11 protein-coding genes and 1 pseudogene are annotated in these 13025 nt (G+C 56.5%); 7 read left to right on the forward strand and 5 right to left on the reverse strand.

From position 1 onward, the window contains the following. Window positions 1–258: 258 nt before the first annotated feature. Entirely contained in the window at window positions 259–1182 is a 924-nt protein-coding gene (locus IHN22_RS06590) for a magnesium transporter CorA family protein (protein ID WP_242959364.1), read from the forward strand. A gap of 181 nt (window positions 1183–1363) precedes the next feature. Further along, on the forward strand, window positions 1364–2728 hold the full coding sequence (locus tag IHN22_RS06595; RefSeq protein WP_191434270.1) for a citrate/2-methylcitrate synthase: 1365 nt from the start codon (window positions 1364–1366) through the stop codon (window positions 2726–2728). Window positions 2729–2770: 42 nt separating this feature from the next. On the opposite strand, the gene IHN22_RS06600 is transcribed toward IHN22_RS06595, so the two are convergent. The 5 genes from IHN22_RS06600 to IHN22_RS06620 all read right to left on the reverse strand — a co-directional run bounded on the left by IHN22_RS06600 (window position 2771) and on the right by IHN22_RS06620 (window position 8520). Further along, window positions 2771–4207 (reverse strand): hypothetical protein, encoded by a 1437-nt coding sequence (locus IHN22_RS06600; RefSeq protein WP_191434272.1) that lies wholly within the window; start codon window positions 4205–4207, stop codon window positions 2771–2773. Beyond that, on the reverse strand, window positions 4200–4685 hold the full coding sequence (locus IHN22_RS06605) for an RNA polymerase sigma factor (protein WP_087189391.1): 486 nt from the start codon (window positions 4683–4685) through the stop codon (window positions 4200–4202). The genes IHN22_RS06600 and IHN22_RS06605 overlap by 8 nt, the downstream gene beginning before the upstream one ends. A gap of 337 nt (window positions 4686–5022) precedes the next feature. Then, on the reverse strand, window positions 5023–6603 hold the full coding sequence (locus IHN22_RS06610; RefSeq protein ID WP_191434274.1) for an NAD(P)/FAD-dependent oxidoreductase: 1581 nt from the start codon (window positions 6601–6603) through the stop codon (window positions 5023–5025). A 101-nt stretch (window positions 6604–6704) separates the two neighbouring features. Further along, a complete protein-coding gene (gdhA, locus tag IHN22_RS06615) occupies window positions 6705–8060 on the reverse strand; it encodes an NADP-specific glutamate dehydrogenase (protein ID WP_087189329.1) in 1356 nt (451 codons plus the stop codon). A 256-nt stretch (window positions 8061–8316) separates the two neighbouring features. After that, window positions 8317–8520: a DUF3185 family protein gene (locus IHN22_RS06620; protein WP_087189328.1), complete on the reverse strand. Its 204-nt coding sequence runs from the start codon at window positions 8518–8520 to the stop codon at window positions 8317–8319. A 233-nt stretch (window positions 8521–8753) separates the two neighbouring features. On the opposite strand from IHN22_RS06620, the gene IHN22_RS06625 reads away from it, so the two are divergent. From IHN22_RS06625 to IHN22_RS06645, 5 genes and pseudogenes are all read left to right on the forward strand, one after another. Next, a complete protein-coding gene (locus IHN22_RS06625) occupies window positions 8754–9347 on the forward strand; it encodes an AAA family ATPase (protein WP_191434275.1) in 594 nt (197 codons plus the stop codon). Window positions 9348–9632: 285 nt separating this feature from the next. After that, window positions 9633–10076 (forward strand): Hsp20/alpha crystallin family protein, encoded by a 444-nt coding sequence (locus IHN22_RS06630; RefSeq protein ID WP_087329610.1) that lies wholly within the window; start codon window positions 9633–9635, stop codon window positions 10074–10076. A gap of 243 nt (window positions 10077–10319) precedes the next feature. Continuing rightward, window positions 10320–10685 (forward strand): helix-turn-helix domain-containing protein, encoded by a 366-nt coding sequence (locus IHN22_RS06635; RefSeq protein WP_365813901.1) that lies wholly within the window; start codon window positions 10320–10322, stop codon window positions 10683–10685. 326 nt (window positions 10686–11011) lie between these two features. Continuing rightward, window positions 11012–11554 carry an NADH peroxidase gene (locus IHN22_RS06640; protein WP_087266976.1) on the forward strand — a complete coding sequence of 181 codons (543 nt, stop codon included), beginning with the start codon at window positions 11012–11014 and terminating at the stop codon, window positions 11552–11554. Window positions 11555–11771: 217 nt separating this feature from the next. Then, window positions 11772–12971 (forward strand): annotated as a pseudogene (locus IHN22_RS06645) (IS256 family transposase); the annotation flags it as partial. Window positions 12972–13025: the final 54 nt, after the last annotated feature.

The raw sequence follows: 13025 nt of genomic DNA on the forward strand, positions 1-13025 counted from the left end.
CAGTCAGCCAGTTTTTAGGGGAAACAGATTATGTCATAAGGGAGTGATATGCGCCGTGAGCGGTGACCCTCTGAGTCGAGAATGCAACACAACTGGCACGGCGTATTGGATCGGCGTTTGACCGGTATAACCGGGAGCGCCCGCACGCCTGTGCCCTTTTTCGGTCCGCCGGTATAAGCGGAACGAATCAGCGAGACAATAGGTGTGCGGGGATTTTTATGCCTTTTTGGTCCCTGCGCCCAGAAAGGCGTGAGTGAATTGCTTTCCATCCATAAGACCATCAATGGGAAAATGACCAAGCTGGATGCCGTACAGGACGGCTGCTGGGTCAACCTGACTTATCCCAGCGAGGATGAGCTGAACACAGTGGCGGTGACCCTGGGCGTGGAGCCCACCTTCCTGCGGGCCGCGCTGGATGAAGAAGAGACCTCCCGTATTGACACGGAAGAGGGACAGACCCTCATTATCATTGACGCTCCTTCGGTGGAGAAGGATGACGCGGTGGTGTATTCCACCCTGCCTCTGGGCATTATCGTCACGGAAAAGCACATCATTACTGTCTGCCTGAAAGAGACTTCCATTCTGAAGGATTTCCAGGACGGGCTGGTGCGCAACGCAGACACCCAGAAGCGGACCCAGTTTATTCTCTATATGCTGCTCCAGGTGGCTAAGCGCTTCCTGCAATACCTGAAGCAGATCGACAAGATCTACAACTACATGGAGCGGCAGCTCTACAAATCCCAGCGGAACAAGGAGCTTATCCAGCTGCTGGACCTGGAAAAGTCGCTGGTTTACTTTAATACCTCACTGAAAGCCAATGAGGTCACGTTGGAGAAGATCCTCCGGGGACGCATCATCACCCTTTATGAGGAGGACCACGATCTGCTGGAGGACGTGCTCATCGAGGTGCGCCAGGCTATTGAGATGGCCAACATCTATTCCTCCATCATTTCCGGCATGATGGACGCCTTTGCCTCCGTAATCTCCAACAACCTGAACGTGATCATGAAGGTGCTGACCTCCATCACCATCCTGCTCACCATCCCCAATATTTTCTTCAGCTTCTACGGCATGAACGTAGCCAATCTGCCCCTGGACCATTTCTGGTGGTTCCCCCTGGTGCTGTCCCTGGGCGTGATCCTGGTGACCGGCATCATCCTGAAGAAGAAAGATCTGTTCTAAATTTCGACCCGCTGTTCGGCACTGCCGCAGCGGGTCTTTGTTTTATAAGCTGACAAATATTTCAAAGAAAAAATAAAGTGCGATTCATACTGTGGTAACATTTTCATGGCATAATAGTTAGCAATGAACTAATTGGCAAAGGGGTTGTCCCCTGGGTATGTGAAGAGAATGGAGGTTTTTCATGGCAAGCAATCCGAATTACTGTAATATTACGCCTGAAATCGAGAGCCTGGCGACTATGGCAAAAGAAAACAGCCGCATCGATCCAGGCGATTTTGTAAAGTATGATGTGAAGCGGGGCCTGCGTGATCTGAACGGTAAGGGTGTGCTTGCCGGACTGACCGAGATCTCCGATATTGTGGCCAAGAAGATCGTGGACGGACAGGAGGTTCCCTGTGAGGGCAAGCTGTATTACCGCGGCGTGGACGTGGAGCAGCTGGTGGCAGGCGCTCTGAAGGAGGGGCGCTTTGGCTTTGAGGAGACCGCCTATCTGCTTTTGCTGGGCAAACTGCCCACCAAGGAGGAACTGGACGGCTTTACCAAGCAGCTGTCTTACTATCGTTCCCTCCCCAACAACTTTGTGCGGGACGTAATTTTGAAGGCGCCCAGCCATGACATTATGAACTCCCTGGCCCGCAGTGTCCTCAACCTGGCCTCCTACGATGACCGGGCCGACGACATCTCTCTGCCCAATGTCATGCGCCAGTGCGTCCAGCTTATTGCCCTGTTCCCCATGCTCAGCGTCTACGGCTATCAGGCCTATAACTATAAAAGCGGCAGCAGCCTGTACATCCACGCACCCCGGCCGGAACTGTCGGCGGCGGAGAACATCCTCTCCCTGCTGCGGGCGGATTCCTCCTATTCCTTCTGGGAGGCCCATGTGCTGGACATCTGTCTGACCCTCCATGCCGAGCACGGCGGCGGTAACAACTCCACCTTTACTACCCATGTGGTCACCTCCTCCGGCACCGATACCTACTCCTGTATGGCGGCGGCCCTGGCCTCTCTGAAGGGTCCCAAGCATGGCGGTGCCAATATCAAGGTGGTGCAGATGTTTGAGGACATGAAGGAGCACGTAAGGGACTGGAAGGATGAGGACGAGGTGCGGCAGTATCTCCAGGATCTGCTGGACAAGAAGGCCTTTGACAAAGCGGGCCTGATCTACGGTATGGGCCATGCCGTTTACTCTCTGTCCGACCCCCGCGCCAACATCTTCAAAACATTTGTGGAAAAGCTGTCCCGGGAGAAAGGCCGCAACGAGGAGTACGAGCTCTACTCCATGGTGGCCCGTCTGGGTCCTGAAGTCATTGCCGGTGAGCGGAAGATGTATAAGGGTGTGTCCGCCAATGTGGACTTCTACTCCGGATTTGTGTACCATATGCTGGATCTGCCTCTGGAGCTGTATACGCCTATCTTTGCTATGGCCCGTGTGGCAGGCTGGTCCGCCCACCGCATCGAGGAGCTTATCAATATGGGTAAAATCATCCGTCCTGCCTATAAGTATGTGGGCAGCCATGCGGATTATGCGCCTATGGATCAGCGCTGAACAACAACAAAAGAGCCGCCCTTCAGGGCGGCTCTTTTTTGCTCAATAGGCTCTGCGGACCTCCAGGTAGTAGTGTTCGGTCGACGGATCCAGAGAGACAGTTTTGATCCCTTTGTTCAGGTCGAAGCCGAAATTCTGACGGGCGATCTGAATCAAACCCCGGTCCTCTAAAATGGCGGTCTGCTGCGTACAGGTCAGGTTGGAACCCAGCTGAGTCAGAAGATCATAGCCGTAGATTCCGCGGTTCTCCGTGTGGGCGCACACGAAGTCGTAGCTGCCTTCCTTGGTAAAGGAGGCCTCCACCGTGACACGCTCCCCGGCGGGGATGGTGAGGGTAGCCTCCCCGTAGAAAATGCGTTCCTGAATGTTGCACCATTCGAATACCATCTCCAGCATCGTCATGTTGGACGGGATGGAGGTTCCAAAGCTCTTGCAGAGGGTGTCAAAGAATACTGCTCGGGGAAGTGCAAGAACACCCATTGGTTTTCCGTACTTTTGATCCAGGGTGTCTGGAGCCTGGCAGAGAGAATCCAGTACGTCACCCAGAGTGGACTGGTACTGGGTGACGTGGGCCGAGACGCCTGCCAGCTCCTCTCCGGGGGTACAGCCGCCGTCCTGGTAACCCTGAATGGTGTATTCCTCCAACGGATCTCCCACTACGATGAGTAGTCGGGGATCCTCGGCATGAGGCGAGTTGGAATCGGGCAGAGAGAACTGGCGTTGGGCCCAGCCTGCCTCCTCGTCAATCCCGCTGCCGTCGAAGCCATAGGTCAATACGGCGGGGGCGTCCTCCGACCAGGGGTAGGTCACCGCCAGGGTGGGGGCGGCGGCATCGCTTTCCGGAAGGACAAAGTCGGTAAAAGAATAGACCGTCACCGGAGTGTCCAGGGTGGGAGCCTCCTGGTGGGCGGCTGCCAGATCTCCGCCCTTGATGATGGCCGCGTATTCCTCCCAGGACTCCACGCTCTGGTTCCCGCCCACGCCGGGGTAAATGACGGTCTCCAACTCCGTGCCGTCTGCCGTCAAGGTAACGGGATAGAGTTCATAGAAACTCCCGGCAAAGGGATAGACCAGGGTGACGGTCAGGTCGGTGTCGGTGGGATTGGTGAGTACATAGGAGTCTTTGATCTGGATTTTGGTGCTGTTTCCGTCTTGCCATGGGGCAAAGTCCAGGGTGATGTGCCGCTCAGCGGTCAGATTGACGTCCTCCAGTGTGGTCAGAGGAAAGACCGGCCCGGCATAGGACATGAAGGTGGAAGCCTCGTCGTGACCGGCGCCGGCGCCGCCGCTGCTGCCTCCGATCCGGGGCAGCAGCCAGAACCCGCCCAGTACCACCACGGCCAGACCAGCGCATACCCCCATCCAGGGCTTGAATCGCCGGGACTGCCTGCGGGCGGCGGGAAGGGCGGCGATCCGCTCCCGCAGCTGCTGAGAGGCGTGGAGGTTCTCAACTTGGGCCAGATAATCTGTCTTATTCATCCTCAAAGCCTCCGATCATCCGTTCCCGAAGGGCCTGCCGCCCCCGGGAGAGCCAGGACAGTACCGTGTTCCGCTTGGCCCCTAAGATCACCCCGATCTCAGCAGCGGTGTACCCCTCAAAATAGTGCAGGTAGATGGTGTTGCGGTAGGGCTCCGGCAGGGCCCGCACCTCGTCCAGTACCGAGCCGTCCGCCCCCGGAGGAGCGGGGAAATGTTCGGACAGCGGCACCTCGCCGCTGCGCTTGGCCCGGCGGAGATTTTTACACTTGTTGATGGTCACCCGCAGCAGCCAGGCCTTCAGATGCTCCCCGTCCTGAAAGCCCTTGCCGCTGCGCAGCAGGGCCTCAAAGACCTCTTGAGTTACATCCTCCGCGTCCTGTAGGGTGGGGGCGTTGTGGCAGGCTGCACGGTATACGGTGTCCAGATGGTGTTCCATTGCGTAGGAGAAGGGGGCATCCCCCTGGAGCTGCATGGCCATAGCGCTCTCTCCTTTCTGCCCTGTACACACCTGAGCGGGGCAAATGATTGCATCGAAAATAAAAAAGTTCGCCGCCGCAGCAATGCGGCGGCGAACTTCGCTTTAAGGCTGTGCGGCTACCGCTTCGGCCACTCGGATGCCGTCCACGGCGGCAGAGGTGATGCCGCCGGCGTAGCCAGCCCCGCCTCCCCATGGGGCGGACCCCATGGGGGCCCCATGGATATTTGAACTGCCGGGGCAAATGAATTGCCCCCGGCATCAAGGTTTTGGGCAAGGCCCAAAACACTTGTGCGGCGCAGGCGCCGACCCGCCTGCGGCGGGTCCCCGGCGAGGGGGCTTACTGGCTGGCTAATGCTTCGGCCACTCGAATGCCGTCCACGGCGGCAGAGGTAATCCCGCCGGCGTACCCGGCCCCCTCGCCGCAGGGATAGAGGCCCCGGACGGCGGACTGGTAGTCCTCTCCCCGGAGAATGCGTACGGGTGAGGAAGAGCGGGTCTCCACACCGGTGAGCAGGCTGTCCGGTGCGGCGAAACCGTGGAGCTTTCGGTCAAATATCGGCAGAGCCCCCCGCAGGGTATCGGTGACGTAATCAGGCAGACAGCGGTCCAGGTCGGTAGGGGTGACGCCGGGACGATAAGTGGGTTCCACAGTGCCCAGGGTTTTGGAGGCTTGCCGGGCCAGGAAATCCTTTACGGTCTGAGCCGGGGCATGATAGTTTCCGCCCCCAAGGGTGAAGGAGGCCTCCTCCCAGTGTCGCTGGAAAGCAACTCCGGCCAGAGGGTGGTCGGAGCCGAAGTCGGCGGGGCCCACCCCCACCAAAAAGCCGCCGTTGATATTTTTGCCGTCTCTGGCCCGATGGCTCATGCCGTTGGTTACCAGCCGCCCCTCCTCAGAGGCGGCGGCTACCACCTGGCCGCCGGGACAGACGCAGAAGGTAAAGGCGGAGCGGCCGTTAGGCAGGTGGCAGGCCAGCTTGTAGTCGGCGGCGGGCAGTTTCTCCCAGGCGGGGCCAAACTGAGCCAGAGAGACCGCGCTCTGGGGGTGCTCGATGCGCACGCCGATGGCAAAGGGCTTCTGTTCCATGGGCACACCCGCCTCCAGCAGCATCTGGAAGGTGTCTCGGGCGGAGTGGCCGGGGGAGAGGACCAGTGCATCACAAGGCAGATCGTAGCTTCCCTGAGGGCCTTCCACAGTCAGCCCGGCTACTGCCCCATCCCGGAGGATGAGACCGGTGAGCTGATGGCCAAAGCGCACGTCGCAGCCCAGGCGAATCAGTTCCTGTCGAATGTTTTTCACCACGTCCCGCAGCACGTCGGTACCGATGTGGGGCTTGTGCTGGTACAGAATGTCCTCCGGGGCTCCTGCGTCCACCAGGGTGCGGAACACGGTGGAGATCCGGGGATCGTGGGTGCCGGTGGTCAGCTTACCGTCGGAGAAGGTGCCCGCGCCCCCCTCGCCGAACTGGACGTTGGAGGCGGGGTCCAGTACGCCGGTGGACCAGAAATGCTCCACGTCGGCGGTGCGCTCCTCCACCGGGCGGCCCCGCTCCAGCACGATGGGGGCCAGACCGTTGCGGGCCAGGAACAGGGCGGCAAACAGACCGGCGGGGCCCATACCGACCACCACCGGCGGCAGGGAAGAGGTCCGCCGCACGGTTGGGAAAACATAGGGGGCGCTCTGGTGCAGGGAGACGTTTCTGTCCCGGCACCGGGCCATGACTCTGCCCTCGTCGGCCACGGTTACATCCACAGTGCAGACGTAGTGGACGTCGTTCTTTTTCCGGGCGTCGATGGATTGCCGGGCTAAAGACAGCCCGGTGATGACCTCCGGTTTCACGCCCAGAATGCGGGCGGCCTTTTTTTTCAGCTGCCCTTGGCTGCCGTCAAGGGGCAGGGAGATATTTTGGATGCGGAGCATAGAGTGATCCTCGTATTTCTCAGAATGCTGGTATTATATCATAAATAAAGAAAAATGGCATCCATCCGTTGTAAAGGATGGATGCCATTTTTGTTTTAAGCTTAGTAGGAAACGCCCTGCCAGATCATGGCGTCGGCCACCTTCATGAAGCCGGCGATGTTGGCACCCGCCACCAGGTTGCCGGGCATACCGTACTCCTCGGCGGCCTTGGCGGCGTTGTGGTAGATGTTGGTCATAATGTCGTGGAGCTTCTGGTCCACTTCCTCGAAGGTCCAGCTCAGACGCATGGAGTTCTGGCTCATCTCCAGACCGGAGGTGGCTACGCCGCCGGCATTGGAAGCCTTAGCGGGAGCAAACAGCACACCGTGCTGCTGGAACCAAGCAACCGCCTCGGGGGTGGAGGGCATATTGGCACCCTCGGCCACGGCGAAGCAGCCGTGCTCCACCAGAGCCTTGGCGCCCTCCAGGGGCAGCTCGTTCTGGGTAGCGCAGGGGAGGGCAATGCCGCAGGGAACGGTCCAGATGCCCTGGCAGCCCTCGTAATACTTGGCGGTGGGGACATAATCCAAATAGGTCTTAATGCGGTCCCGCTTGACCTCCTTGATCTCCTTGATAACCTTGTAGTCGATGCCGTTCTCGTCCACGATGTAGCCGTTGGAGTCGCTCATGGCGATGACCTTGCCGCCCAGCTGGGTAGCCTTCTGGTTGGCGTAGATGGCCACGTTGCCGGAGCCGGAGATCACCACGCTCTGGCCCTGGAAGGACTTGCCGGCGGCCTTGAGCATCTCGTTGGTGAAGTAGCACAGGCCGTAGCCGGTGGCCTCAGTGCGGGCCAGGGAGCCGCCGTAGGTCAGGCCCTTGCCGGTCAGCACACCGTTGAACTCGTTGCGGATCCGCTTATACTGGCCAAACAGGTAGCCGATCTCGCGGGCGCCCACGCCGATGTCGCCGGCGGGCACGTCGGTGTCAGGGCCAATGTGGCGCTGCAGCTCAGTCATGAAGGACTGGCAGAAACGCATGACCTCGTTGCTGCTCTTGCCCTTGGGATCAAAGTCGGAACCGCCCTTGCCGCCGCCCATGGGCAGACCGGTCAGAGAGTTCTTGAATACCTGCTCAAAGCCCAGGAACTTGATGATGGACAGGTTGACGGAGGGATGGAACCGCAGGCCGCCCTTGGAGGGGCCGATGGCGGTGGAGAACTGCACCCGGTAGCCGCGGTTCACCTGGACCTGGCCATGGTCGTCCACCCAGGACACGCGGAACAGCAGGCTGCGCTCAGGCTCCACCATACGGTCCATAATGCCCATCTTGGCCAGCTCGGGCTTCTGATTGTACACGGGCTGGAGGGATTCCATAACCTCGCCTACAGCCTGGAGGAACTCGGGCTCATGGGCGTTCTTCTTGCAGACGCCTTCGTACACGTTCTGGAGGTAAGAATTGGTGATCGTAAATGCCATAATGCCAAACCCCTTTGCTTGGCGGCCCTAGGGGGACCGACCGAAATTTGATTGTGTTCAGCTGTTCAGAGGAACACTTTGCTGTGTTGAAGTTATTATAATTCATAGCGCCATGAAATGCAAGAGAAAAAAGAAGAATTGCATATTTGACGAAAAACACCCGATCCGACCGGTAGGAAGTGCACCAGTTTGACAGCCAGGTTGCAAAGAAGAACGGGCGGTCGCATTGGCGACCGCCCGTGGCATATGTAATACCTTAGTTCTTCTTTTTGCCGACCACGCACAGGATGATGCCGACCACCAGCAGGATCACGCCGATGACGATGAACATGGTGCCGGGGTTAGCGGTACCGCTGCTCATGATGCTGGTGAACTGGGCCTCCAGGCTGTTGTTCTGCATAAAACCGTAACCGGCGCAGCCGATACCGGCGATGATCAGAATGATACCCAGGATAAACATATGGACACTCCTTTCTCTTTGTACTCTCTTTTTCTGTTCCCATTGAGGCGGGAAAAGATCATCTGGGCGCAGGGTCCAGATGGCAACTATTATACTCAAGTTCCAAAGAAAGTCAATCGAAAGCCGTAATAAAATTCATATATTAACGTAGGATAATAAATATAAGGTATGAAAAACTCTTTGACGGAAGGTGGAAAAAGCATTATACTAAAATCAGGATAGGAGGTGTCCTTATGAAGCATATCGTCATCACCATCGGCCGTGAATATGGCTCCGGCGGGCGGCTCATTGCCAAGCAGTTGTCCGAGAAGATGGGAATTACGTTCTACGACAAGCAGCTGATCTCCGACGTGGCCAAAAAGACCGGCTTTTCCGAGCACTTTATCCGCAACGCCGAGCATCAGCGCCCCACCAACAGTTTTCTCTATGACCTCTATACCAGCGTACAGACGCCATCGGTGCCCGACCAGGTGTTTATCGCTCAGGCCAAGGTCATTAAGGAGGCTGCTGCCAGAGAGTCCTGCGTCATTGTAGGCCGCTGTGCCGACTATATTCTCCGGGATCAGCCCCGCTGCCTGAAGGTGTTTGTCAATGCGCCTCTGGATCAGCGAATCCGCCGCGCCCGGGAGGAGTACGGTGTACAGGAGAACAATCTGGAGAGCTATGTGATCCGGCAGGATAAAGCCAGGGCCTCCTATTATAACTATTTTGCCACTGGCCGTTGGGGACAGAGCCGGGAATACGATTTGTGTGTCAACAGCCGCATCGGTATCGACGCCTGTGTGGCTGTGATTCGTGCCGCAGCCCAAGCGATTGCCGACAGCTGATTTTTTGAAAAAGCCGGGACCCGTTGCAGTGCAACGGGTCCCGGCTTTTTTGCGGGGGAAATCGCATAAATTGTGAACAATATTGATTGATTGTGTGAACATTAGCACTCTCCTATTGACAATGCTAATTCTGGTGTTATAATAAGGCTGTGCTTAGGAAAGAGGACCGAAAGGGAATCGGACCAAGGTACTGTTACAAGAAAACAAAGCAGGTAACAAAAGCTCGCCACCGAGAGGTCCCACTCCCCAGCTACGAGCCGCAGAAGACGAATGGAGGTATGACTTATGTTACCTAGCATTTTTGGTGAGAATTTGTTTGATGAGTTTTTCCAGGACCCCTTTGACCGGATGTCGGTTTTTTCCGATCACAACCCGCTCTATGGTAAGCACGGCAAGAATCTGATGAAGACCGATGTGCGGGAGACTGAGAATACCTATGAGCTGGATGTGGATCTGCCGGGCTTTAAGAAGGATGAGGTCCAGCTGGAACTGAAGGATGGTTGTCTGACGATCAGCGCGGCCAAGGGCCTGGACAAGGATGAGGAGGAAAAGAACGGCCGTTATCTGCGACGGGAGCGCTATGCGGGCCAGTGCAGCCGCAGCTTCTATGTGGGCGATCATGTGGAAGCCAAGGATGTCTCCGCTAAGTTTGAGGACGGCATTCTGAAGATTACTCTGCCCAAGATGGTTCAGCAGCTGCCTGTGAACCACACCATTGCCATTGAGTAAGCAAGTATTAAAAACGGGCGCGCTGCAATATGCAGCGCGCCCGTTTTTTGACATACGGGATCTTTACCAAGGAGCCCTTGAATCTGTTCTGCCGGCTATGGTATGATGATTTCGCTTGAAAAACCCTTTGGCAACCAGCGGTTGCGGAAGTTCAAGCCAAACTTTATGGCGAAAAACCGGATGGTTTGATAGGCTGAACCTGTCCGGTAAGGCCGGAAGAAAGAATGGCGAGAAAGAATGACCTTGGGAGAGCGGATTCTGAATTACCGCAAGCGAGCAGGCTTATCTCAGGAGAGACTGGCCGAACTGCTGGGAGTGTCCCGACAGGCGGTGAGCAAGTGGGAAGGTGACGCCGCCCAGCCGGAACTGGATAAGATTGTGGCACTGGCCAGGTTGTTTGGGATTACCACGGACCAGCCGCTGCTGGGAGAGAGGCCCAATCCGGGGCCGCCCACAGAGGCGGCGCCTGAGAAGAGAGAACCCAGATGGTATCTGCTGGGGATTTTGCCGCTGGCGGTGGGAGCGTATTTGCTGATCCGGGGAGTGCTGCAGCTTTCTGCGGTGAGCGGCTTGTGTGAGTTTATGAAGTTACCCGGATTCCTGTCATAGGGGGATAAGAGAATGGATCTTGATCTTTATAATAGTAGTATGGACCGTGTGATGTCTTTTATGTATGGTCCTATCATTACTCAGATCGTACTGGGCGGAATCCTGGTAGCAGCAGGGGTGTTAATCCTGGTCCTGGGGCACCGCCGTTATCGACGGAAATATGGAAAGTAAGAGGAAGTAAAAAAGTTTTTTGAATTTGAAAAAAACACTTGACGGCAGAGTTAAGTTGTGCTATCTTAATATCAGAAATGATAATCATTACTGATTAGCACTTCCGGCTAACCCGAAATGAAATAAAATGAATGACAAATTAGGAGGAAAATCACATGAAAAAGTGGGTCTGCTCTGTTTGCGGTTATGTTCACGAAGGGGATTCCGCCCCTGATTTCTGCCCCATCTGCAAGGCTCCCAAGGAGAAGTTCGTGCTCCAGGGCGGCGATAAGACCTGGGCTTCTGAGCACGTGGTAGGCGTGGCCAAGGGCGCTCCCGAGGAGATCATCCAGGGCCTGCGTGAGAACTTCCAGGGCGAGTGCTCTGAGGTTGGTATGTACCTGGCTATGGCCCGTGTGGCTCACCGCGAGGGCTATCCCGAGATCGGCCTGTACTGGGAGAAGGCCGCCTACGAAGAGGCTGAGCACGCCGCTAAGTTTGCTGAGCTGCTGGGCGAGGTCGTGACCGACTCCACCAAGAAGAACCTGGAGATGCGTGTGGACGCCGAGAACGGCGCTACCCAGGGCAAGACTGACCTGGCTAAGCTGGCCAAGCAGCACAACCTGGACGCCATCCACGACACCGTGCACGAGATGGCTCGCGACGAGGCCCGTCACGGCAAGGCTTTCGAGGGCCTGCTGAAGCGCTACTTCGGCTAATCCAAACCGGATAAGTAAGCACTTTTTGAGAGGGAATCGGGAAACCGGTTCCCTCTCTTTTTGCCCTTGCACCAGTTCATTGTGTATGTTTTGTGGCAGTTCTCTCTTTTCTGCGACGGAAAACCTTGATAAGGTACAATAAATTTCGCAAAAAGAAAAGACATGGTTTGCAAAAGTCTGGTAGAATGAAGTTGCGACACGCCATTCTGAAAGGAGACAACAAACCATGTCCGAAAAGATTGTACAGCTAAATGAGGAAGTTATCAAGGGGCAGATTAAGGAGCTGGTGCGCGGTAGCGTAGAGGAAACGCTCAACGAACTGCTGGAGGCTGAGGCAGAGAAACTGACACAGGCAGCCCGGTACGAGCGCAATGAACAGCGCCAGGGCTACCGCAGCGGGCACTATAGCCGCAACCTCACCACCACTTCTGGGGATGTCACTCTCAAGGTACCCAAGCTCAAAGGGATCTCCTTTGAAACTGCTATTATCGAGCGGTACCGCCGCCGGGAGAGCAGTGTGGAAGAAGCTCTCATTGAGATGTATCTGGCAGGCGTATCTGTCCGGCGTGTAGAGGATATCACGGAGGCGTTGTGGGGTAGCAAGGTATCTCCGGCAACTATCAGTGAACTGAACAAGAAGGCGTATGTCCACATCGAGGATTGGCGCAACCGTCCCTTACAGGGCGGACGGTACCCATATGTCTACGTAGATGGAATCTATCTGCGCCGTAACTGGGGCGGAGAGTTTGAGAATGTAGCCATTCTGGTGGCGATTGCGGTAAATGAGGACGGCTACCGTGAGGTTCTTGGTGCTGCCGAGGGCATGAAGGAGGACAAAGCCAGCTGGGTCAGTTTCTTCCAGTGGTTGCGAGGCCGTGGTCTGGATGGGGTTAAACTGGTGGTTGGTGACAAATGCCTTGGTATGCTGGAGGCTGTGGGAGAAATATTCCCTGAAGCCAAGTTTCAGCGCTGTACGGTACATTTTTACCGCAATGTGTTCTCTGTAACACCCCGCTCCAAGGTAAAGCACGTGGCTAAGATGCTTAAGGCGATCCATGCTCAGGAAAGCAAGAAAGCTGCCCGCGAGAAAGCCCAAGCCGTGGTAGAAGAATTGCGCGCCATGAAGCTAAAGGAAGCAGCTAAGAAGGTGGAGGATAGCATCGAGGAAACGCTGACATACTGCGATTTTCCCAGCGAACACTGGAACCGCATCCGTACCAATAATGTTATTGAGAGACTGAACCGGGAAATCCGACGCCGCACCCGTGTGGTGGGCTGCTTCCCGGATGGTAACTCTGCTCTGATGCTAGTCTGTGCCCGATTGCGTCATGTAGCTGGTACTCAATGGGGCAACAAGAAGTACATGAACATGAAGCATCTGGAGGTCGCCCCGGAGGACACCTCCGTTGCTGGCTGACTTTGTTCTTGCCAGACCCCGCAGACTTTTTTGCGAAAAATACTTGACACTACC

It is taken from the genome of Flavonifractor sp. An112, from assembly GCF_904377885.1.
Classification (GTDB): Bacteria; Bacillota; Clostridia; order Oscillospirales; family Oscillospiraceae; genus Flavonifractor; species Flavonifractor avicola.

What these genes read in the sequence shown, in the direction of transcription:
- gdhA (WP_087189329.1), bottom strand. Translation starts at nt 8,060, where the DNA reads ATGGCATTTACGATCACCAATTCTTACCTCCAGAACGTGTACGAAGGC.
- IHN22_RS06620 (WP_087189328.1), bottom strand. Translation starts at nt 8,520, where the DNA reads ATGTTTATCCTGGGTATCATTCTGATCATCGCCGGTATCGGCTGCGCC.
- IHN22_RS06640 (WP_087266976.1), top strand. Translation starts at nt 11,012, where the DNA reads ATGAAAAAGTGGGTCTGCTCTGTTTGCGGTTATGTTCACGAAGGGGAT.
- IHN22_RS06600 (WP_191434272.1), bottom strand. Translation starts at nt 4,207, where the DNA reads ATGAATAAGACAGATTATCTGGCCCAAGTTGAGAACCTCCACGCCTCT.
- IHN22_RS06630 (WP_087329610.1), top strand. Translation starts at nt 9,633, where the DNA reads ATGTTACCTAGCATTTTTGGTGAGAATTTGTTTGATGAGTTTTTCCAG.
- IHN22_RS06595 (WP_191434270.1), top strand. Translation starts at nt 1,364, where the DNA reads ATGGCAAGCAATCCGAATTACTGTAATATTACGCCTGAAATCGAGAGC.
- IHN22_RS06605 (WP_087189391.1), bottom strand. Translation starts at nt 4,685, where the DNA reads ATGGCCATGCAGCTCCAGGGGGATGCCCCCTTCTCCTACGCAATGGAA.
- IHN22_RS06625 (WP_191434275.1), top strand. Translation starts at nt 8,754, where the DNA reads ATGAAGCATATCGTCATCACCATCGGCCGTGAATATGGCTCCGGCGGG.
- IHN22_RS06610 (WP_191434274.1), bottom strand. Translation starts at nt 6,603, where the DNA reads ATGCTCCGCATCCAAAATATCTCCCTGCCCCTTGACGGCAGCCAAGGG.